General features: G+C 70.9%; 21 protein-coding genes. 5 read left to right on the top strand and 16 right to left on the bottom strand.

The genetic code is table 11. From position 1 onward, the window contains the following. A partial coding sequence (locus K206_RS43710) for a hypothetical protein (protein WP_020203268.1) occupies positions 1 to 296 on the top strand: 296 nt, incomplete at its 5' end. A gap of 132 nt (positions 297 to 428) precedes the next feature. On the opposite strand, the gene K206_RS0115250 is transcribed toward K206_RS43710, so the two are convergent. Genes K206_RS0115250 through K206_RS0115240 form a run of 3 tightly spaced genes read right to left on the bottom strand, consistent with a single transcriptional unit; the run spans position 429 to position 1,475 of the window. Continuing rightward, on the bottom strand, positions 429 to 926 hold the full coding sequence (locus tag K206_RS0115250) for a hypothetical protein (RefSeq protein WP_020203267.1): 498 nt from the start codon (positions 924 to 926) through the stop codon (positions 429 to 431). A gap of 60 nt (positions 927 to 986) precedes the next feature. Next, complete coding sequence (locus tag K206_RS0115245) at positions 987 to 1,235, bottom strand: GlsB/YeaQ/YmgE family stress response membrane protein (protein ID WP_020203266.1); 249 nt, start codon at positions 1,233 to 1,235, stop codon at positions 987 to 989. Between the two features lie 60 nt (positions 1,236 to 1,295). Further along, entirely contained in the window at positions 1,296 to 1,475 is a 180-nt protein-coding gene (locus tag K206_RS0115240) for a hypothetical protein (protein ID WP_020203265.1), read from the bottom strand. 346 nt (positions 1,476 to 1,821) lie between these two features. On the opposite strand from K206_RS0115240, the gene K206_RS0115235 reads away from it, so the two are divergent. Further along, complete coding sequence (locus tag K206_RS0115235) at positions 1,822 to 2,730, top strand: DMT family transporter (RefSeq protein ID WP_020203264.1); 909 nt, start codon at positions 1,822 to 1,824, stop codon at positions 2,728 to 2,730. 148 nt (positions 2,731 to 2,878) lie between these two features. On the opposite strand, the gene K206_RS0115230 is transcribed toward K206_RS0115235, so the two are convergent. The 11 genes from K206_RS0115230 to K206_RS0115180 all read right to left on the bottom strand — a co-directional run bounded on the left by K206_RS0115230 (position 2,879) and on the right by K206_RS0115180 (position 14,271). Beyond that, a complete protein-coding gene (locus tag K206_RS0115230) occupies positions 2,879 to 3,901 on the bottom strand; it encodes a D-2-hydroxyacid dehydrogenase (protein ID WP_020203263.1) in 1,023 nt (340 codons plus the stop codon). 16 nt (positions 3,902 to 3,917) lie between these two features. Continuing rightward, positions 3,918 to 4,925, bottom strand: coding sequence for a tripartite tricarboxylate transporter substrate-binding protein (locus tag K206_RS0115225; RefSeq protein ID WP_020423793.1), 1,008 nt, complete (start codon positions 4,923 to 4,925; stop codon positions 3,918 to 3,920). 120 nt (positions 4,926 to 5,045) lie between these two features. Further along, positions 5,046 to 5,948 carry an amidohydrolase gene (locus tag K206_RS0115220; RefSeq protein WP_029043674.1) on the bottom strand — a complete coding sequence of 301 codons (903 nt, stop codon included), beginning with the start codon at positions 5,946 to 5,948 and terminating at the stop codon, positions 5,046 to 5,048. A 56-nt stretch (positions 5,949 to 6,004) separates the two neighbouring features. Further along, positions 6,005 to 6,976, bottom strand: coding sequence for a tripartite tricarboxylate transporter substrate binding protein (locus tag K206_RS0115215; RefSeq protein ID WP_029043673.1), 972 nt, complete (start codon positions 6,974 to 6,976; stop codon positions 6,005 to 6,007). Between the two features lie 88 nt (positions 6,977 to 7,064). After that, positions 7,065 to 7,853: a class II aldolase/adducin family protein gene (locus K206_RS0115210; protein WP_020203259.1), complete on the bottom strand. Its 789-nt coding sequence runs from the start codon at positions 7,851 to 7,853 to the stop codon at positions 7,065 to 7,067. A 53-nt stretch (positions 7,854 to 7,906) separates the two neighbouring features. Further along, the gene (tcuB, locus tag K206_RS0115205; protein ID WP_020203258.1) at positions 7,907 to 9,079 is read right to left on the bottom strand and encodes a tricarballylate utilization 4Fe-4S protein TcuB; all 1,173 of its coding nucleotides are present in this window, start codon (positions 9,077 to 9,079) and stop codon (positions 7,907 to 7,909) included. Beyond that, positions 9,066 to 10,487 carry an FAD-dependent tricarballylate dehydrogenase TcuA gene (tcuA, locus tag K206_RS0115200; protein WP_020203257.1) on the bottom strand — a complete coding sequence of 474 codons (1,422 nt, stop codon included), beginning with the start codon at positions 10,485 to 10,487 and terminating at the stop codon, positions 9,066 to 9,068. Before tcuA ends, tcuB begins: the two co-directional genes overlap by 14 nt. Before the next feature lie 231 nt (positions 10,488 to 10,718). Further along, positions 10,719 to 11,669, bottom strand: coding sequence for a LysR substrate-binding domain-containing protein (locus tag K206_RS0115195; RefSeq protein ID WP_020203256.1), 951 nt, complete (start codon positions 11,667 to 11,669; stop codon positions 10,719 to 10,721). 99 nt (positions 11,670 to 11,768) lie between these two features. Beyond that, positions 11,769 to 12,482: a 4-carboxy-4-hydroxy-2-oxoadipate aldolase/oxaloacetate decarboxylase gene (locus K206_RS0115190; RefSeq protein ID WP_020203255.1), complete on the bottom strand. Its 714-nt coding sequence runs from the start codon at positions 12,480 to 12,482 to the stop codon at positions 11,769 to 11,771. Next, complete coding sequence (locus tag K206_RS0115185; protein ID WP_020203254.1) at positions 12,479 to 13,228, bottom strand: PIG-L deacetylase family protein; 750 nt, start codon at positions 13,226 to 13,228, stop codon at positions 12,479 to 12,481. The genes K206_RS0115190 and K206_RS0115185 overlap by 4 nt, the downstream gene beginning before the upstream one ends. Before the next feature lie 62 nt (positions 13,229 to 13,290). Continuing rightward, on the bottom strand, positions 13,291 to 14,271 hold the full coding sequence (locus tag K206_RS0115180) for a tripartite tricarboxylate transporter substrate binding protein (protein WP_029043672.1): 981 nt from the start codon (positions 14,269 to 14,271) through the stop codon (positions 13,291 to 13,293). Positions 14,272 to 14,388: 117 nt separating this feature from the next. Between K206_RS0115180 and K206_RS0115175 the strand changes: the two genes are divergently transcribed. Together K206_RS0115175 and K206_RS0115170 are read left to right on the top strand one after the other, a co-directional pair. Then, positions 14,389 to 15,309, top strand: coding sequence for a LysR family transcriptional regulator (locus K206_RS0115175; protein ID WP_020203252.1), 921 nt, complete (start codon positions 14,389 to 14,391; stop codon positions 15,307 to 15,309). Positions 15,310 to 15,431: 122 nt separating this feature from the next. Further along, positions 15,432 to 16,688, top strand: a complete 1,257-nt coding sequence (locus tag K206_RS0115170; protein ID WP_020203251.1) for a sodium:proton antiporter — start codon at positions 15,432 to 15,434, stop codon at positions 16,686 to 16,688. Between the two features lie 129 nt (positions 16,689 to 16,817). Here the strand turns inward: K206_RS0115170 and K206_RS0115165 are convergent, their stop codons facing one another. Further along, the gene (locus tag K206_RS0115165) at positions 16,818 to 17,825 is read right to left on the bottom strand and encodes a sulfate ABC transporter substrate-binding protein (protein WP_020203250.1); all 1,008 of its coding nucleotides are present in this window, start codon (positions 17,823 to 17,825) and stop codon (positions 16,818 to 16,820) included. A gap of 120 nt (positions 17,826 to 17,945) precedes the next feature. Continuing rightward, positions 17,946 to 18,485, bottom strand: a complete 540-nt coding sequence (locus tag K206_RS0115160) for a carboxymuconolactone decarboxylase family protein (RefSeq protein WP_020203249.1) — start codon at positions 18,483 to 18,485, stop codon at positions 17,946 to 17,948. Between the two features lie 145 nt (positions 18,486 to 18,630). On the opposite strand from K206_RS0115160, the gene K206_RS0115155 reads away from it, so the two are divergent. Beyond that, the coding region (locus K206_RS0115155) for an AraC family transcriptional regulator (RefSeq protein ID WP_020203248.1) at positions 18,631 to 19,564 on the top strand (934 nt) is incomplete at its 3' end.

The following is a 19,564-nucleotide window of genomic DNA, read 5'->3' as shown; positions in this document are numbered from 1 at the left end:
GCCCGCGCCCGCCGTTCACGTTCCCGGGCGCGTGGCTGTACGCCGGTGGCGCGCCCATCGTGCACCTCGTCGCCACCGATGCGCTGCCGGCGCCCGCGGCCGGCGTGCTGGACCACATGGCCTTCACCGCCACCGGCCTGGAGCAATACACGGGCGACCTGCGCCGCCGCGGCATTCCGTTCACGCTCGGGCGGCAGGCGGGCTCCGGCCTGTGGCAGTTGTTCCTGCACGATCCCAACGGCGCCAGGATCGAGCTCGATTTCGATGCGAGGGAGCCGCAGCCGGGCGGCTTTTAGTTGCCCGGCTTGCGCGGCACGCGATTTACCGCGAGACAAGGTTTGCTGCCCTCTCCCACTTCACGGGAGAGGGCAGCAAGGCAGCGTGACGGGCAGCACGCGCCGGCCGGCACCGGCCGAAGCCGGCGCAGCTCAGGCCTGCTGCTGGTGCTCGCGGAACTTGGCCAGCGCGATGGCCAGCGCGGCGCTGCCGATGGTCTTCACCAGCGTGGGATGCTCGGCGTAGAAGCCGGCGATCTGGTCGACCACGCCCGGATGCGCCTGCTCGGCGTGGGCGGCGATCTCCTGCACCTGCGCCGGCGTCAGTTGGCTGGCCTGCTCGGGCGTGACCTGCGTGGCGCCGGGCGCCATCACCTTGCCCAGCACGCCGCCGGCCGCGCCGGACAGCACGGCCGGGCCCAGCAGGGCCAGCATCTGGTTGAGCATGCCGGCCTGCTGCGCGCCGTTCGACTGGCCGAACAGCTCGCCCACCATGTTGCCGAAGGCCGGCGTCTGGTCCGAGCGGAACGCGCCGGCCAGCAGTTCGCCGAGCGCGCCCGGCGGCGCGTTCTGGGCGATGTGGTCCACCTGTTGCTCGGGGTTGCCGCCGAGGGCGGCGGCTGCGTTCTGCAGGATGTCCATCAGGCTCATGATCGGATCCGGTTCTTGGGTTGTCGGTATGACTTGGAAGGAATGCGGCGCGGGCTGGCTTCAGCCCTTGCGCGCGATCAGGTGATAGCCGAGCAGCAGGATCACCGCGCCGACCACCGCGCCGATGAAGCCGGCGGACTGGCCCGGGCGATACCAGTTCAGGAGCTGCCCGAGGAAGGTGGCGGCGAGCGCGCCGGCAATGCCGAGCGCGGCGGTCAGGAAAAAGCCGCTGGGGCCGCTGCCGGGAGTGATGGCGCGCGCCACGAGGCCGGCCACGAAGCCGATGAGAATCGTCCAGATCAGGTGCATGAGGTCAGGGGGCTGGATGAAGAATGCGCCCCGCGGCGGGGCGCATTCCGGAACGCCGCATTACTGCGCGGCGGGCTTGGCCGGCGTGGCGGCCTTGGTATGCTTGGTGCCGTGCGCCTTGCTCTTGTGCGCGCTCTTTTCGACCTTGACCGGCTCCTTGGTCGCCTCGGCGGCGGGTGCCTGCGCGTAGGCGCCGGCGGCGAAGAGCGCGAGGGTCACGATGGCGAGAACCTTTTTCATTGCAATCTCCAGGTAGGCGCGCGGCTTGCGCGTTGCCTGTAAGAACGGCCCGCCGGTTTGCGGTGTTGACAGCCGGCCGGCGCGTCCGTGTAACAGTTCGTATCCGGCACTTTTCCCGGGCGCGCCCGCCGGCGCGCGGCACGCATGGAGACTAGCGCATGGCAGCCGCACGCGGCATGCCCCTGACAATCGTTTGCAATCGCGCTGCGGCATAATGCCCGGCGCGCGGGGAAAAAGGAGACAAGGAGACGGACACGCGTCCGGGCCCGCGCCGGCACGGCAACAAGACAAAAATAAGCCAGAAACAAGACAAGAACAAGAACACCGACAGGACGACAACCCTCATATGCGCGCTACCGCCGCCGGCAAGGCCGGCCTCGACTGGACCACCCTCGGCCTGCTGACCTTCCCGCCCCTGAGCTGGGCCGGCAACGCCATCGTCGGCCACTACGCCGCCGGCGCCATCCCGCCGGTCACGCTGAACTTCGCGCGCTGGGCGCTGGCCGGCCTGCTGCTGGCCCCGGCCGTGTGGCGCGACGTGCGGCTGCACGCCGCCGCGCTGAAGCGGCACGCCGGCGTGATCGCCGCGATGGGCATGCTGTCGGTGTCGGTCTACAACGCGATGCAGTACCTCGCGCTGACCACCTCGTCGCCGATCAACGTGACGCTGATCGGGGCCTCGGCGCCGATCTTCCTGCTCATCATCGGCGCGCTGTTCTTCCACGAGCGGGTGCGCGGCTGGCACGTGGCGGGCGCCCTGCTCTGCCTGGCCGGCGTGGGCGTGGTGCTGCTGCGCGGCGACCCCGCGCGGCTCGCGCAGCTCGATTTCGTGCCGGGCGACCTGTTCATGCTGGCCGCCACCGTCACCTGGAGCGCCTACACCTGGCTGCTGCGCAAGCGCCGCCCCGACCTGCCGCTGGCGGTGCTGCTGTTCGGCCAGATCGTGGCCGGCGTGCTCGCCAGCGCGCCGTTCGCGGCGTGGGAACTGGCGGCGGCGCACGCGCCGCTGCACCTGGACGCCAAGGTGGCCGCCATCCTGCTGTACGTGGCCACGGTGCCGTCGCTGCTCGGCTACTTCGCCTGGGACCGCGCCATCGCGCGCGCCGGCGCGCAGTTGCCGGTGTTCTTCTTCACGCTCACGCCGGTGTTCGCCGCGCTGATGTCGAGCGCGCTGCTCGGCGACTGGCCGCGCTGGTTCCACGCGGCGGGGCTGGCGGCCATCGTCGGCGGCATCTGGCTGGCCAACCGGCGGTGATTGTGTCTCGGGGATGCGGGCGTGCGGGGATGCTCGCCGTGCGTTGGTGCCTGGCGTCTGCGCGGCGTGATGGTCTTCGCTGTTGCGGGCGCCGGCAACAAGAAAAACGGCGCCCTCGCGGGCGCCGTTGTCTTTCACTTCCCGCCGGTCAGCCGACGAGGTTGCGCAACGCTTCCCCCGCCTGCCAGCGCCGCAGGTTGTCCATGAAGATCCCCGCCACGCGCGCGGCGTTGCCATCGGAGAAGCCCGCGCTGTGCGGCGTGGCGATGACGTTGGGCATGGTCCACAGCGGCGAGTCCGCCGGCAGCGGCTCGTGCGCGAACACGTCCAGGTAGGCGCCGGCGAGGCGGCCGGACCGCAGCGCCGCGATCAGCGCGGCTTCGTCCACCACTTCGCCGCGCGCGACGTTGACGAGCCGGGCGCCATCCGGCAGCAGGGCCAGCGCGGCGGCGTCCACCAGCCCCTGCGTCTGCGGCGTGAGCGGGCAGGCCAGCAGCAGCCAGTCGGTGCGCGGCAGCACGCCGCGCACGCCCTCGAATGCGACCGTCTCGTAGTCCGGCCCGGCGGAGGCGGCGCTCTGCCGCACCACCACCACGTGCATGCCCAGCGTGTGCAGCAGCTTGCCCAGCAGTTGCCCGATCGGGCCCCAGCCGACGATGGTCGCGGTCTGCCCGGCGATGTCGCGCGGCAGGCCGGAGCCGATCAGCGGCGCCCAGCGGCGCTCGCCCTGCGCCGCCAGCATCTGCGGGAAGTGCCGCGCCAGCGCCAGCAGCCCGGCCAGCGCGGTCTGCGCCACCACGCCGGCATTGGCGCCGGACGAGGTGGTCACCTGCACGCCGCGCGCGCGCAGCTCGCCGAACACGGCGCGGTCGGCGCCGGCCGAATGGGTGTGGGTCCAGCGCAGCGAGGGGCTGGCCAGCATGGCGTCGTAGAAGCGCCGCGTGGCGGGCAGGATCTCGTGCTTGGTGGACAGCCCGGTGACGTCGCGCGAGACGAAGGCAATGTCGGCGTCCAGCGTGGCGTCCGGCCCGCCATGCGGGCCGTCGCCGGCCGGCAGCGCCACCGGCACGAAGTGGCCGCCGAGCGCGGCGCCGATGTCCGCGCCGTACTGCCGCAGAGCTTGTTCCGACATCAGGATGCGCGGGCCTTGCCCGCCGGATGGATGGTTCATTGCAACCTACATAGCGTTAGTCGATGGAAGCGCCGGAATCATGGACCACGACCTTCCACTTGGTGTATTCCTTGCGGGTGAACTGCCCGAACTGCTCGGGCGAGCCACCCACCGGGTCCGCCCCTTCGCGCACCATCTGCGCCTGCAGCGACGGCAGGGCTTCGTTGACCGCCTGGTTCAGCTTGTCGATGACCGCCCTGGGCGTGCCCTTGGGCGCGAACACGCCGAACCACGATCCGGCCTCGAAACCGGGGAAGCCCTTCTCCGCCACCGTGGGCACGTCGGGCAGCGACTTCGAGCGGTGCGCGCTGCTCACCGCCAGCGCCCGCAGCTTGCCGGCCTTGATATGGGCAATGACCGAGGGGATGGTGGCAAACATGAACTGTACCCTGCCGGACAGCAGGTCGTTGAGCGCGTCGGCCCCTTTGTAGGGGATATGCGTGGCTTCGGTGCCGACGCGCTGCGTCAGCATGAAGCTGGAGAGCTGCGACGAGGTGCCCACGCCGGTGGAGCTGTAGTTGAGCTTGCCCGGGTTGGCCTTGGCGTAGGCGATGAATTCCTCGAAGCTCCTGGCCGGCAGCGAGGGATGCACCACCAGCACGTTGGGCACGTCGGCGATCTGCACCACCGGCACGAGGTCGGTGAGCGGATCGTAGTTGAGCTTCTTGTAGAGCGTCTGGTTGATGGAGATCGGCCCGACCGAATCGACCAGCAGCGTGTAGCCGTCGGCCGGCGAGCGCACCACGGCCTCGGTGCCGATGTTGCCGCCGGCGCCGGGCCGATTGTCCACCACGAAGGACTGCTTGAAGCGCTGCGCCAGCGACTGGGCGACGCTGCGCGCGAGGATGTCGGTGGTGCCGCCGGCGGTGAACGCCACCACCATGCGCACCGGCTTGGTCGGATAGTCGGCGCCGGCCGGCTGGGCGTGGGCGGCGCCGGTCAGCGCGCAGGCAAGCATGGCGAGCGGCGCGCATGCGCGCGCGAGGCGCAACGGCAGCGAGGGCGAGGGGGCGAAACGAGGCATGTCGGGTCTCCGATGGGCGGCCGGGCCGGGACGCGCCCGCGTCCGCCATGTTCTTGTTCGTGACCGGCGCCGGCCTGGGCTGGCGGCGCCGGGTGATGAGCGCTACGCGCCGGGCAGCCGTCAGGCGGGCGCGCCGTCGAATCCGTAGAGCCGCGCCGGGTTGCTCACCAGCACGCGCTCGCGCGCCGCGGCGTCGGGCAGCCAGCGCGCCAGCAGGTTGAACAGCGTGCCGTCGTCTGGCACCTGCCCGGCTTCGAAGTAGTTGATGTGCGGCCAGTCGGAACCCCACACCACGCGCTCCGGGTTGGCGGCGAGCAGCGCGGTGGCGAACGGATCGACATCGCCGTAGGGCGCGCCCGCGGCGCTCAGGCGGTCGGCGCCGGAGATCTTGGTCCATGCCGCGCCTTCGGCCAGCAGCGCGCACAGCGCCTGGAAGCCGGGATCGCCCACGCCGCGCGCGGTGGACATGCGGCCCATGTGATCGATCACCAGCGGCACGCCGAGCGCGCGCAGGCGCGGGGCGAGCGCCGGCAGGTCGGGCGCGTGGATCCAGATCTGCGCGTGCCAGCCGCGCTCGGCCAGCCGCGGCGCGAGCGCTTCGAGCACCTCCAGCCCCACGCCGTTGCGGTACACCGCGTGGCCGTCGACCTGGTACAGGTTGATGCGCACGCCGCGCATGCCGGCCGCGTGCCAGCGGTCCAGCTCGGCGTCGCTGGTGTCGGGCGCCGGCACCGCGATGCCGCGCAGCCGCTCGGGGTAGAGCCGCAGGGCCTCCAGCACGCTGCCGTTGTCGGTGCCGCAGGCGCTGGCCGTGACCAGCACGCCGCGCGTCAGCCCGAGCTGGTCGAGATGGGCGATGAAGTCGGCGGCGGGATGTTCCGCCGGGGTGTAGCTGCGCTCGGCGGCGAGCGGAAAGCGCTGGTAGGGGCCGAACACGTGGGCATGGCTGTCGCAGGCGCCGGGCGGCGCGCGGAAGGCCGGCTCGGCGTGGTTGGCAAGCGGTGGCAGGCAGGGTCTGGTCATGGCGGGGACGGCTTCTCTGTCGTGTTGATCGATGTGCGGCGGGCGCGTGCTGCGCGTCATTCCGCCTTGAGCCGGCCGGATGCCGCCAGTTGCTGCGCGCGCGCATCCTCGCGCTGCAGCGTCTGCAGCAGTTCCTGCGGCGACGAACTCTGGGCCACGCTGCCGACGTTCAGCAGGCGGCTCTTGACGCTCGGCTCGGCCAGCGCCTTGCGCAGCGCCGCGTTGAGCGTCTCGATGGTGGCGGCCGGCGTGCCCGCGGGGGCCAGCAGGCCGGTGGCGGTGGTCGCCTCGAAGCCGGGCAGGCCGGATTCGCGCAGCGTCGGCACCTTCGGCAGGGTGGCATCGCGCTCGCGCGACATCACCGCCAGCACGCGCAGCGCGCCGGACTGGATATGGGGCGCGGAGCTGGTGAGCTGGTCGACCACCATGTCGATCTGCCCGCCCATCAGGTCCATCAGCGCGGGCGCCGAGCCCTTGTAGGGCACGGTGTTGAGCTTGATGCCGGCGGCCTGCTCCAGTTGCAGCGCGGCCACGTGGTTGGTGGTGCCGGGCCCGGCGTGGCCGGCGGTGACCTTGCCGGGATTGGCGCGCGCATGGGCCAGCAGCGCGCCCACGTCGGCGAAGCGCTTGTCGCCGCCCTTGACCACGATCACCAGCGTGGTGGTGGAGACCAGCCCGACCGGCTGGAAGCTGGCCAGGCTGAACGCGGTGCGCGTCATGCGCGGCAGCACCACGATGGCGTTGGGCGTGGTCACCAGCAGCGTGCTGCCGTCGGCCTCCGCGCGCGACACCGCGGACGCGCCCAGCACGCCGCCGGCGCCGGGCCGGTTGTCGACGATGACGTTGCGCCCGAGCGACTGCTCCAGCGCCGGCGCCAGCGCGCGCGCCACCACGTCGAGATTGCCGCCGGGGGCGAACGGCACCACCAGCGTCACCGGCTTGTTGGGCATCGCCTGCGCGCGGGTGGCGGCGATCCAGGGCGCGGCGCCAAGCGCCAGCGCCTGGGCCAGCATGCGTCGTCTGTTCATCTTGTCTGTCTCCGTTTCCGTTTTCTGCTCTTGTCTTCACGCGCTGCCGCTGGGGGGGACAGCGGTCACGGCCGGGGGGCGGCCGTGTTCAGTCGCGGAAGCTCGGGTCGAGGCGGTCGAGCTTGCGCAGCAGCGCCGGCCACTCCATCACGCCATAAGGCCGGCGGGTGCCGGGCTGGTAGTTGTTCCAGGTTTCCTGCAGCACGTCGGCGCCGACCTCGCGCAGCGGCGTGTTGCACGACATCGCGCCGATCTGCGCGCGGCAGGCCAGCTCCAGCCGGTGCATCCAGTTGAAGGCCTCGCCCACGGTGTTGCCCACGGTCAGCGCGCCGTGGTTGCGCAGGATCATGGCCTCGCCGGTGCCGAGGTCGGCGATCAGCGACGCCTGCTCGGCGGTGTCCAGCACCACGCCCTGGTACTCGTGATAGCCGATCTTGAGAAAGCGCATGGCGGTCTGCGTGAGCGGCAGCAGCCCGCAGTCGAGCGACGACACCGCCATCGAGGCCCAGCTATGCGTGTGGATCACGCAGGCCACTTCGGGGCGCGCCTCGTGCACGGCGCTGTGGATCACGTAGCCGGCCTTGTTGATGCCGTAGTTGAGCGAGCCGAAGTCCGGCTTGGCGAGGATGGTGCCAGCATGGTCCACCTTGATCAGGCTGGAGGCCGTGATTTCCTCATACATCATGCCGTAGGCGTTGATGAGGAAAGCGCCCTCCTCGCCCGGCACGCGCACCGAGATGTGATTGGCCATCATGTCGGCCATGCCGTACAGCTCCACCAGCCGGTAGCACGCGGCCAGGTCTACGCGCGCCTGCCATTCGGCTTCGCTGCACTGGTCTCGCATCGACGAAATGGTGAGCACGCCGGGCTTGTTCATGGGGATCTCCTTGTGGATACGGTATTCGTTTCAGTCGGGGTTCGGGGGCGACTTCAGTCCGAGCCGAGCGCGAGATTGCTCGGCCGGCGTTTTTCGATATTCCATTTCAGCAGCGCGGCGCTGCGGTAGATGCCGTGCGCGAACTTGCCGTAGGGCAGCGTCAGGAACAGCGCCATCACCACGCCCAGGTGCAGGGCCAGCAGCAGCGCCATCGCGCCGGTGTCGCGCCAGGCCAGCAGCGCCAGGCCGGTGGCGCTGGTGAGGAACAGCAGCGCGATGAAGCCGCGGTCCATCGGTTTCTGCGCGGCGTCGCCGGTGTTCGGGTCGCGCGCCAGGTTGAGCCGCAGCAGCCCCGCCGTGCCGATCAGCAGGCCGATGCCGCCGGCCGTGCCGAGCAGCACCGGCAGGCTGGTCAGCGCATACGGCGCGTGCAGGTCCAGCAGGTAATGATAGAGCGTGGCCACCGCCGTGGCGGCGAAGCACAGCATGAAGCCGTAGAACGTGAAATGGTGGAAGCGGCGGCGCCACAGGGTGAAGGCGTCGTCGGCGTTGTTGCAGCCCTCGCCGTGGCCGCCGTCGAGGTAGCGCAGCCGCAGCGCGTCGTGCGCGGCGCCGCCGATGGCCGGACCGCGCGCCTCGCCGGCCAGCTCGCCCGGCGTCACGCGGCGCCAGAAGCGCGTCACGCCCACGCCCAGCGCCACGATGGCGAGGCCGAACACCAGCCCGAACATGGCCGCCAGCAGGTTGTGCGGGAAGATGGCGTAGAAGTTGCCGGCCAGCGGCGCGTGCAGCAGGCTGCCGCGCGCGGCCAGCACCATCACCAGGAACAGCGCCAGGCCGCCGGCCAGCGCCAGCGCGGTGGCCAGCCCGGCGCGGCGGTACAGCCCGCCGAAGGCGGCCGGCCAGGCGTAGTCCGAGTAGGTCTGCACGCGCACCTTGGCCATCGCCTGCGGCACGTTGACGCCGAACTCGTGCGGCGGCGCGTACTGGCAGGCGTGGTAGCAGGCGCCGCAGTTGTGGCACAGGTTGGCCAGGTAGTGGATGTCGGCCTTGCCGAACTCGAGCCGGCGCGTCATGGCCGGGAACACGGCGCAGAAGCCTTCGCAGTAGCGGCAGGCGTTGCAGATCTGCATGATGCGGCCGACCTCGGCCTCGTCGCCGGTGAGCGGCAGCGCGCCCTCGGCCAGCGCCGCCGCTTCGCGCGTCAGCGCTTCAAGATGTTGCATGCTGGTCTTCCTGGATGTCGTTGCGCAGGCCCCGCGCGGCGGCGGCGGCCCGGGTGCCGGCAATGCGGCCGAAGGCGGTGCCGATGGCCATGCCCACGCCCGCCGTGTAGCCCTTGCCCAGCACGTTGCCGGCCATCATCTCGCCGGCCACGAACAGGTTGTCGCTGGGCTTGCCGCCGAAGTGCACGGCGGCGTGCTCGTTTACCTTCAGGCCGAGATAGGTGAAGGTGATGCCCGGGCGCAGCGCGTAGCCGTAGAACGGCGCGGTGTCGAGCGGGCGCGCCCAGTGGGTCTTGGCCGGGGAGATGCCCTCGGTGTGGCAGTCGTCGAGCACGGTGTGGTCGAACTTGCCCACGCGGCAGGCCGCGTTGTACGCCTCGATGGTGCGCACGAAGGTGGCTTCGTCCAGCCCGAGCAGGCGCGCCAGTTCCGGCAGCGTGTCGGCGCGCACGCCGGGGAACACCGGCGGCATGAAACGGCCCACGGCCTTGGCGTCGATGATGGAGTAGCCGATCTGCCCGGGCTGCTGGGCCACCAGCCGGCCCCAGATGGCGTAGCGCTTGGGCCAGAAGTCCTCGCCCTCGTCGTAGAAGCGCTCGGCGTTGCGGTTGAGCATGACGCCCAGCGAGACGCAGTCCACGCGCGTGCAGATGCCGCCGTCGTACAGCGGCGCGCGCGCGTCGATGGCCACGCAGTGCGACTGCGACGGGTCGCCGATGGCGTCGGCGCCCGACTCGATCATGTGCTTGAGCAGCACGCCCATGTTGAAGCGCGTGCCGCGGATCAGGAAATTGTCGGCCGGCCATTCGCCGTCGGCGTTCTGGCCCCAGGCTTCGCGCAGCCATTCGCGGTTGGACTCGAAGCCGCCGGCGGCCAGCACGCAGCTGCGCGCCTCGATGCGCTCGCTACCGATGCGCGCGGCCACGAAGCGGTCGCCGTCCATCTCGATGGCGTCCACCGGCGCGTTGTAGCGCACCTGCACGCCGAGCGCCTCGGCGCTGCGGAAATAGGCGTTGACCAGGGCCTTGCCGCCGCCCATGAAGAAGGCGTTGGTGCGCGCCACGTGCAGCGCGCCCGACAGCGGCGGCTGGAAGTGCACGCCGTGCTTGCGCATCCAGTCGCGGCAGGTGGAGGACGCGCGGATGGTCAGGCGGGCCAGGTGCTCGTTGGTGATGCCGCCAGTGACCTTGAGCAGGTCCTGCCAGTATTCTTCCTCGGGATAGGCCTCGATCAGCACATCCTGCGGCGCGTCGTGCATGCAGCGCAGGTTGCGGGTGTGCTGGGAGTTGCCGCCGCGCCACTCGCGCGGCGCCGCTTCGAGCAGCAGCACGCTGGCGCCGGCTTCGCGCGCCATCAGGGCGGCGCACAGGGCGGCGTTGCCGCCACCGATGACCAGGACGTCGATCATGGCCGCGCGCCTCCGGCGGCACGGCGGGAAGCCGACGGGAGGGGCTTCCGGGTTGGTGTAATCAGGAACACAATGCGGTCTTCTCGTGGGGTAGCCCGCACTGTACCGGCGGCGCGCCCGCCTGCTAAGGCCGGTGGCGGCATGGGGGCATCACGATTCGTGATACCCCTCGGGGGCTGCCCGCCCTGCCGGGATCCGCCGGGATCCGCCGAAATGCGCCGAGCCCCGCCCTCAGCCCTCCGGCCCCAGCAGCCGCGCGCCGCGCCAGGCGCCCGAGCGCACCAGCTCGCGCGCGCAGTCGGCCAGCACCACGCGCAGCGCCAGCGCGGCCGGGGACAGCTCGTCGTCCGACAGGCTGCACAGCACGTTCTGGCGCCGCACCTTGGGGTCGGCGATCTCGGCCAGGTGGAAGCGCTCGGTGGCGTCGGCATAGCGCCCCACCGCCGCCCACGGCTGCAGCGTGCCGCCGAAGCCCAGGTCCACCGCGTCCATCAGCATGGCCAGCGAATCCACTTCCTGCACCACCTGCGGCACGATCTTGGCGCGCGCGAAAGCGGCGTCCAGCGTGCTGCGCAGCCCGTGCAGGCCGGTCGGCATGATGAGTGGCACGTCCTGCAGCTGCGCCATGCGCAGCCGCGTGGGCAGGCCGGCCTCGGCGCCGGCCGGCAGGGCCTTGCGCGAGCGGATCAGGAACAGGGTTTCTTCCAGCAGCGGCATCACGCTCCAGCGGCGCGCCACGTGGGTATCGAACAGCACGGCGAGGTCGAGCTGGCGCGCGTTGAGCATGGCGCCGAGGTGGCCCGACAGGCTCTCCACCATGTGCAGGCGCACGTCGGGATAGCGCTCGCGCATGGCGCGCATCAGCGGCACGCCGACCATCGACGCGGTGGTCGGCGCCAGGCCCACGCTGACCGTGCCGGACAGGCGCGCGTGATGGGCCGCGCGCTTGGCCTGCTCGGCGTGGCGCAGCGCGAGCTGGGCCTCGCGGAAGAAGGCCAGGCCGGCCTCGGTCGGCGTGACGCCGCGCGTGGTCCGGCGCAGCAGGCGGGTGGACAGCTCGCTTTCCAGCCGGCTGATCTGCTGGCTCATGGCCGACTGCACCATGTCCAGGTCGAGCGCGGCGCGGCTCATGCTGCCGAGTTCGACCACCCGCACGAAGTATTGAAGCTGGCGCAGTTCCATCTGGCTCCCCCGAGGCCCGGAAAATCGTCTGCGTTGCTTATACCAGAATCGCGGACGCCGCCCGCCGCGCGGGCGGGCGGCGCCTGGACCATGCGGGGCTCAGGCCTCGTCGAAGCCGCTGTACCAGTCCACCGCCTGGTCCGAATAGACCAGCCCCTTCGCGGCCAGCGCCTCGCGCATCTTGTACATGTCCAGGCCCAGCACGCCGGCGGCCAGCGTGGCGCGCTTGGCCAGTTCGTTGGCTTCGCGCGCGGCGGCGAGCCGGGCGGTCGCCGCGGCCTGCGGGCGCGGCACCACCACCACGCCGTCGTCGTCGGCCACGATCACGTCGCCGGGACGCACGTGGGCGCCGGCGCAGACCACCGGCACGTTGACCGCGCCCACCGTTTCCTTGACCGCGCCCTGCGCCGAGACCGCGCGCGACCACACCGGGAAGTTCATGGCGTTGAGCGTGGCCACGTCGCGCACGCCGCCGTCGATGACCAGCCCGCGCGCGCCGCGCGCCTTGAGCGAGGTGGCCAGCAGGTCGCCGAACAGGCCGTCGGTGCAGTCGCTGACCAGCGCCACCACCAGCACGTCGCCGGGCTGCACCATCTCCACGGCGACGTGGATCATCCAGTTGTCGCCGGGATGCATCAGCACCGTCACGGCGCTGCCGGCGATCGCCGCGCCGGACTGGACCGGCCGCAGATAGGGCTTCATCAGCCCGGTGCGGCGCTGCGCCTCGTGCGCGGTGGCCACGCCGGCGCTGCCGAGCGCGTCGATGTCGGCCGCGTCGGCGCGCAGGATATGGCGATAGGCGATGGTCTTCATGCCAGGGTCTCCGAGACTTGCGGGAACACGCGCGCGTATCCCTCGCCGTATTTGACCTTGCGGTCCGAGTTGCGCGTGGCCTGCGCGCCGCGCTGCAGCGCCACGCGGGTGTAGTACTCCCACAGGTGTTCCTGCGCCGCCATCGTGGCGAAGGCGCGCTGCTTCTTCTCCCATACGGAGGAAATGTCGAGCAGCACGTCGGGCTTCCAGTTGCATTGCTCGGGCTGGTGCGGCTCGAACAGGAACACCGGCGGCGCGCCGATCACCGGCACCTCGGGCTTGTAGCCGTGCGCCTGGGCGATCACGCGCGCTTCCTGCGCCACGTGGGTGGCCAGCGGGTGGTCAAAGTTGTAGATGTCCTCGCGCGAGTGGCTCATGACCAGCTCGGGGCGCAGCTCGCGGTAGATGTCCGCCAGGCGCAGCAGCGCTGCGTCGCTCACGCGCAGCGGGTAGTCGCCGAGGTCGAAGCACGTCAGGGTGGCGCCGAGGATGTCGGCGGCCTGCTGCGCTTCCTCGCGCCGCGCGGCCTTGACGCGCTCGAGCGTCATGCCGGGCTGGCGCCACATCTTGGCGGATTCACCGCGCTCGCCGAAGGACAGGCAGACGATGTTGACGTGGTAGCCGCGCTCGGCGTACAGCGCGATGGCGCCGCCGGCGCGCCAGACGAAGTCGGCGGCGTGCGCGCTGACCACCAGGATGGCGGGGCGGCGGGCCTGGGCTTGGGTGTCGGAGAGGGGCGTGGACATGGGTGTTTCCCGTTGAATCGTGTTGCTTGCGCCGGGCGCGGCGGACCGCGCCCGGGGCGTGGTCAGTCGGCCGTGATGCCCGCCTTGCGGATCACGCCGTTCCAGGTCGTGGTCTCGCTGCGCACGAACTGGCCGAAGGCTTCGGGCGTGCCGGGCAGGATGGTCACGCCCAGTTGCGCGAGCTGCTTGCGCACGTCGGCGTCGGCCAGCGCGGTGTTGGCCGCGGCGTTGAGTTCATGCACGATGGCCGCCGGCGTCCTGGCCGGCGCCACCAGCCCCCACCACACCGAGGCGGTGAAGCCCGGCAGGCCCTCTTCGCGCGAGGTCGGCACGTCCGGCAGCAGCGGCGTGCGCTGGTCGCTCGCCACCGCGATGGCGCGCAGCGTGCCGGCGCGGATATGCGTGATGACTTCGAGCGGGTTGATCGGCATGAAGGAGATGCGCTCGCCGAGCAGGTCGGTGATGGCCGGCGCGCCGCCCTTGTAGGGCACGTGCAGCACGTCGATGCGGGCCGCTTCCTTGAACAGCTCGCCGGCGAGATGGCCGGAGCTGCCGTTGCCGGCCGAGGCGTAGCTGAGCTTGCCGGGCTGGGACCTGGCCTGGGCCACCAGGCCCTTGAGCGAGGTGATGCCGGACTTGGCCGGCACCACCAGCACCAGCGAGGCCTGCCCGATGCGCGCCACCGGCGTGAAGTCGCGCGCCGGGTCGAACGGCAGCTTGGCGAACAGCGCGGCGTTGGTGGCCAGGCTGTTGGAGGCCATCATGATGGTGTAGCCGTCCGGCTGGGCCTTGGCCACCATGTCCAGACCGATATTGGTGCTGGCGCCGGGGCGGTTGTCGACGATGACCGGCTGCTTGAGCAGCACGCTCATCTTCTGGCCGACCGAGCGCGCGACGATGTCCACCGCGCCGCCCGCCGCGTAGGGCACCACCAGCCGGATGGGCCTGGCGGGATAGGTTTCGGCGGCGGCGGCACTGGTGGCGACGGCGCCCAGCGACAGCGCGGTGGCCAGCAAGCCGGCGAGGTAGGATCGACGCAGCATTCTTGTCTCCTGTGGGTCGGTTGAAATCGTTTGCACGCATTCTGGGCACCCGTTGTGATAGTGTCCAATACGTTTTCAAGCCGCTTGTTATTCCGGGACGATATAACCAACCCACCTATGGACTTCCGCCAACTCCGCTATTTCGTCGCCGTGGCCGAAGCGCTGAGCTTCAGCGAGGCCGCGCGCAAGCTGCACATCAGCCAGCCGCCGCTGAGCACCCAGATCAAGGCGCTGGAGGACGAGCTGGGCAGCCCCCTGCTCGACCGCTCGCGCCACCACGTGGCGCTCACGCCCGCCGGCACGCTGTTCCTGGACAAGGCGCGCGCGGCGCTGGGCAACCTGGAGCAGGCGCGCGAGGTGGTCAAGCAGGTGGCCGCCGGCGAGGCCGGCGAGATCCGCGTGGCCTTCACCGCTTCCGTGCCGATGCAGGACGCCTTCCCGCGCGCGGTGCAGCGCTTCCGCCTCGGCCATCCGCGCGCCACGCTGGAGCTGGTGCACATGTCCACCGGGCAGCAGTTGCAGGGGCTGGAAAAGGGCGAGATCGACATCGGCTTCCTGCGTCCGTCGCCGCAGTTCTACCCGCCGCCCAGCATCACCGTGCACGAGGTGCTGGCGGACCGGCTGGTCGCCGTGCTGCCCGCCGCGCACGCGGCGGCGCAGCCGCAGGCGGCGGACGAGGCGGCAGACGAGGCGGCCGGGCTGGACCTCGGCACGCTGTCCGCCCAGCCCTTCCTGCTGTTTCCGCGCGGGCTGGGCTGCGGGCTGTTCGACCACGTGACCACGCTGTGCAACCGCGCCGGCTTCGCGCCGCGCATCGCGCAGGAGGCGCGCGAGGCCACCACCATCATCGGCCTGGTGGCCAGCGGCGCCGGGGTCTCGGTGCTGCCGGAGATCTACGCGCGCACCGGCATTCCGGGCGTGGCGTACCGCGCGCTGGCCGGCCCGGACGCGGGCAGCCGGGTGCTGGTGGCGCACCGCGCGGGCGCGCTGTCGCCGATCATGCGCCGGTTCCTGGCATTCTTCGACGTGGGCGCCTGACCCCGGCGCGCGCCGGGCGCTGCCACGATCCTGTCAACGATGTGGCATAGAATACACATGGCGCGTCCGCGCGCGCGATCCCATCCATCTCGCAACGCCTGTAAGGCAGGAGACCCCCTCGCATGACTGTATTCCAAGGGACCGGCGCCCTTTTCACCCTCATCGCCATCTTCGGCGTCATCAACTACCGCTTCATCAAGCTGCCCGACACGCTGGGCATCACCGCCGTCGGGCTGGTGACTTGCCTGAGCGTCTCCGTGCTCGGCTTCAATCATCCCGAAATGGTCGCCCAGGCCCGCAAGCTGGTGGCCCAGATCGATTTCTCCGACGTGGTCTTCCACGGCCTGCTCAGCCTGCTGCTGTTCGCCGGCGCGCTCCACGTCGACCTCTCGCGCATGCGCCGCCAGCGCCGCGCGGTGCTGCTGCTGGCCACCGTGGGCGTGGTGATCTCCACCGCCGCCGTGGGCGCCGGCTTCTATTACGTGGCGCAGTGGCTCGGCCACCCCATCAGCCTGCTGTGGTGCCTGGTGTTCGGCGCCCTGATCTCCCCCACCGACCCGATCGCCGTGCTGAGCGTGCTCAAGAGCGCGGGCGCGCCGGAAAGCCTGGAGACCAAGATCGCCGGCGAGTCGCTGTTCAACGACGGCACCGCGGTGGTGGCCTTCCTTACGCTGGTGGGCCTGGCCACCGGCGCCACCGAATTCTCCGCCGCGCACGTGGCCACGGCGCTGGCGCGCGAAGTGCTGGGCGCGCTGGTGCTGGGCGCGGCGCTCGGCTACGGCGCCTCGCTGCTGCTGCGCGGCATCGAGAGCTATCCGGTGGAGATCCTCATCACGCTGGCGCTGGCCACCGGCGGCTACAGCCTGGCCGAGCTGGTGCACGTGTCCGCGCCGCTGGCGGTGGTCATCATGGGGCTGGTGATCGGCAACCACGGCGCCGCCACTTCGATGTCCGAGAAGACGCGCGAACACCTGTTCAACTTCTGGGGCCTGTTCGACGAACTGCTCAACCTGGTGCTGTTCGGCCTGATCGGGCTGGAAATCATCGCGTTGTCGCTGCACCTGCATATCGTCTGGCTGGGGCTGGCGGCGATTCCCGTGGTGCTGATCGCGCGCGCCATCAGCGTGGCGATTCCGCTGCTGGCGCTGCAGAACTTCCGCCGGCTCAACCCGCACTCGGCCACCATCATGACCTGGGGCGGGCTGCGCGGCGGCATCTCGATCGCGCTGGCGCTGTCGCTGCCGGAGTTCCACGGGCGCGAGATGCTGATCGGCGTGACCTACCTGGTGGTGGTGTTCAGCCTGCTGATCCAGGCCACCACGCTGGGCAAGCTGGTCAAGCACCTGAATGCGCGCAACGGGTTGAATGCGCCGCGGTAGCGGGGGAATGCGGGGTCGGGCGGGGCGCGGCGGCTTTGCTTCGTAGCGCCGCCGGCCCTCTCCCCCGTCCCGTCTCCCGCAAGCGGGAGAGGGGAGAAAACCCCGTTGATATTCGGGGCGTCGGGCGGCTTACTGCCGGCCCTGGTAGATCTTGTCGAACTCGCCGCCGTCGGCGAAGTGCCGGCTTTGCGCCTGCGCCCAGCTGCCGAACACGTCATTGACGGTAAACAGCGTGATCGGGCGGAACTGCGCCGCGTGCGCCTTGAGCACCGCCGGCGCGCGCGGCCGGTAGAACTGGCTGGCGATCACCTCCTGGCCGGCGTCGGACCACAGGTACTGCAGGTAGGCCGTGGCCACCTTGCGCGTGCCGCGCTTGTCCACCACCTTGTCGACTACCGCCACCGGCGCCTCGGCGATGATCGACTGGCTCGGGTAGACCACCTCGAAGCTGTCGCCGAGTTCCTTGCGGATCTGGTGCACCTCGCTCTCGAAGGTGGCCAGCACGTCGCCGAGCTGGCGCTGCGTGAAGCTGGTGGTGGCGCCGCGCCCGCCGGTGTCGAGCACCGGCACGTTGCGGAACAGCCGCGTCACCGCCTCGCGCGCCTGTGCTTCGCCGCCGCCCTTGCGGATCGCCGCGCCCCACGCCGCGAGGTAGGTGTAGCGGCCGTTGCCCGAGGTCTTGGGATTGGGCACGATCACCTGCACGCCGGCGCGGCCGAGGTCGTCCCAGTCGAGGATGCGCTTGGGATTGCCCTTGCGCACCAGGAACACGATGGTGGAGTAGTACGGCGCGGCGTTGTCGGGCAGGCGCTTCTTCCAGTCCGGCGCCACCACGCCGCGCTGCACCAGGATGTCGATGTCGGTCTCCTGGTTCATCGTCACCACATCTGCGTCCAGCCCATCCGCCACCGAGCGCGCCTGCTTGCTCGAGCCGCCGTGCGACTGGTTGACCACCACGGTCTCGCCGGTGGCCTGTTTCCAGCTGGCGATGAAGCCGGGGTTGATGTCGCGGTACAGCTCGCGGGTGACGTCGTAGCCGGCGTTGAGAATGGCCGTGTCGGCCTGCGCGGCAAGCGGGGAAAGCGCGGCGGCCGCCAGCAGGCTGGCGGCGAGAAGGCGAGGCAGGATCGTTGGCATGGCGGGCGGACGAGTGGAAGGATCCACCATTCTCCACAGCGGCGGGCCGCGGTGAAACGAAGCATTCCGCATGTCGATAGCCGCCCGGGACAGGAGGGCCGCCGGCCCTCCCCGCCCCGCTCACGCCACCTTGGGGAAATCCACCACCGTGTCGTTGACGCGGTTGAACATGTTGGTGAACAGGATCGCGCTCACGGCCTGGATGCTCTCGACGATCTGGCGGTCGGTGTAGCCGGCGGCGCGCACGGCGTCCACCGCGCCCGCGGGCAGCGTGCCGCTGGTCTTGACCAGGGTCAGCGCGAAGCGGACCAGCGCGTCGATCTTGCCGTCCTCGGCATAGGCGCCGGCGCGCAGCTCGCGGGTCTGCTCGGCGCTGTAGCCGGCCATCTTGCCGGTCAGGGTGTGCGCGGCCACGCAATAGTCACAGGCCGAGGCTTCGCTGACGGCGAGGTTGATGGCCTCCACTTCGCGCGCGCTCAGCGTGGAATTCTTCTGCAGCAGCGCGCCGGTCTGCAGCACGTTGGCCAGCACGGCCGGCGCGTTGCTGCCGATGGTCAGGTAGGCATTGGGAACCTTGCCGACGGCCTTCCTGATGGCGGCGAACAGTTCGGCGGTCTGGCCGGTGGCTTCGGCGGCGGCGATGGTGTGAAGACGGGACATGATGGACTCCTTTGCGGGTTGGTTGATGGACCGCGCGGCGTTTGTGCGCGCTGCATCCATGACCCGAAGTCTAGGCGTCAAAACTGTCCTTTACCGCATATAATCGTCGCATTATCTTGCCTTATCGTCTCAACCGAACCCGATCATGGACAGCCTGACGGAACTGGTCCGCATGCTCGCGCCCGCCGGCACCGTGGACCTGCACTGCCACTTCGCCGGCATCTGGCGCGTGGAGAACGCGGCCGCGCCGCCTGGGCACCTGCCCTACCACATCATCCTGGGCGGGCAGGCGCACGCGCAGGTGGGCGGCGAGGCGCTGCAGCTGGATGCCGGCGATGTGCTGCTGTTCCCGCACGGCAACGCGCACACGCTGCGCAGCCTGCGCGCCGGTGCCGGTGCCGATGCTGCCGCCACGGCCACTCCGCAGGCCCGCTTCAACGGCCTGCTGACCGAGCTGTCGATCCCCGGCGACGACGCGGGGCTCGACATGCTGTGCGGCACCTTCGTGCTGGGCCTGCCGGGCACCATGCTGCTGCGCCACCTGCCGCCGGTGCTGCGCATCGCCACCGCGCGGCGCGCCGACTGCGCGTGGCTGGCGGCCCTGATCGGCATGATGCGCAGCGAGGCGCGGGCACCCGAGCCGGGCGCGGCGGCGGTGATCGGGCAGTTGTCGACGGCGCTGCTGACCTTGCTGCTGCGCGCGCTGATCGCGCAGGGCGGCGCGAGCCACAGCCTGCTGGCCCTGATGGCCGACGTGCGCCTGGCGCGCGCCGTGGACGCGGTGCTCGCGGCGCCGGCCGGGCCGTGGTCGGTGGCGTCGCTGGCGCAGGTGTGCAACGTGTCGCGCGCCACCTTCGCGCGGCGCTTCGCGCAGCTCAGCGGCGAGACGCCGCTGCAGTTCGTCACCACCTTGCGCATGGAAATGGCGGCGCGCCTGCTGACGCTGGACCGCGAATCGGCGGCCAGCATCGGCGAGCAATGCGGCTATGCCTCGGAGGCGGCCTTCGGGCGCGCGTTCAAGGCATATTTCGGCGTGGGGCCGGGCGCGTTCCGGCTGGCCGCGCGCGAGCGGCGCGCGG

Source organism: Cupriavidus sp. WS, from assembly GCF_000395345.1.
GTDB lineage: Bacteria > Pseudomonadota > Gammaproteobacteria > Burkholderiales > Burkholderiaceae > Cupriavidus > Cupriavidus basilensis_B.
This window is presented reverse-complemented; position numbering and strand designations above follow the sequence as displayed.

Coding starts and splice junctions, on each gene's coding strand:
- K206_RS0115250 (WP_020203267.1), bottom strand. CDS start 926: ATGAGCCTGATGGACATCCTGCAGAACGCAGCCGCCGCCCTCGGCGGC.
- K206_RS0115245 (WP_020203266.1), bottom strand. CDS start 1,235: ATGCACCTGATCTGGACGATTCTCATCGGCTTCGTGGCCGGCCTCGTG.
- K206_RS0115240 (WP_020203265.1), bottom strand. CDS start 1,475: ATGAAAAAGGTTCTCGCCATCGTGACCCTCGCGCTCTTCGCCGCCGGC.
- K206_RS0115235 (WP_020203264.1), top strand. CDS start 1,822: ATGCGCGCTACCGCCGCCGGCAAGGCCGGCCTCGACTGGACCACCCTC.
- K206_RS0115230 (WP_020203263.1), bottom strand. CDS start 3,901: ATGAACCATCCATCCGGCGGGCAAGGCCCGCGCATCCTGATGTCGGAA.
- K206_RS0115225 (WP_020423793.1), bottom strand. CDS start 4,925: ATGCCTCGTTTCGCCCCCTCGCCCTCGCTGCCGTTGCGCCTCGCGCGC.
- K206_RS0115220 (WP_029043674.1), bottom strand. CDS start 5,948: ATGACCAGACCCTGCCTGCCACCGCTTGCCAACCACGCCGAGCCGGCC.
- K206_RS0115215 (WP_029043673.1), bottom strand. CDS start 6,976: ATGAACAGACGACGCATGCTGGCCCAGGCGCTGGCGCTTGGCGCCGCG.
- K206_RS0115210 (WP_020203259.1), bottom strand. CDS start 7,853: ATGAACAAGCCCGGCGTGCTCACCATTTCGTCGATGCGAGACCAGTGC.
- tcuB (WP_020203258.1), bottom strand. CDS start 9,079: ATGCAACATCTTGAAGCGCTGACGCGCGAAGCGGCGGCGCTGGCCGAG.
- tcuA (WP_020203257.1), bottom strand. CDS start 10,487: ATGATCGACGTCCTGGTCATCGGTGGCGGCAACGCCGCCCTGTGCGCC.
- K206_RS0115195 (WP_020203256.1), bottom strand. CDS start 11,669: ATGGAACTGCGCCAGCTTCAATACTTCGTGCGGGTGGTCGAACTCGGC.
- K206_RS0115190 (WP_020203255.1), bottom strand. CDS start 12,482: ATGAAGACCATCGCCTATCGCCATATCCTGCGCGCCGACGCGGCCGAC.
- K206_RS0115185 (WP_020203254.1), bottom strand. CDS start 13,228: ATGTCCACGCCCCTCTCCGACACCCAAGCCCAGGCCCGCCGCCCCGCC.
- K206_RS0115180 (WP_029043672.1), bottom strand. CDS start 14,271: ATGCTGCGTCGATCCTACCTCGCCGGCTTGCTGGCCACCGCGCTGTCG.
- K206_RS0115175 (WP_020203252.1), top strand. CDS start 14,389: ATGGACTTCCGCCAACTCCGCTATTTCGTCGCCGTGGCCGAAGCGCTG.
- K206_RS0115170 (WP_020203251.1), top strand. CDS start 15,432: ATGACTGTATTCCAAGGGACCGGCGCCCTTTTCACCCTCATCGCCATC.
- K206_RS0115165 (WP_020203250.1), bottom strand. CDS start 17,825: ATGCCAACGATCCTGCCTCGCCTTCTCGCCGCCAGCCTGCTGGCGGCC.
- K206_RS0115160 (WP_020203249.1), bottom strand. CDS start 18,485: ATGTCCCGTCTTCACACCATCGCCGCCGCCGAAGCCACCGGCCAGACC.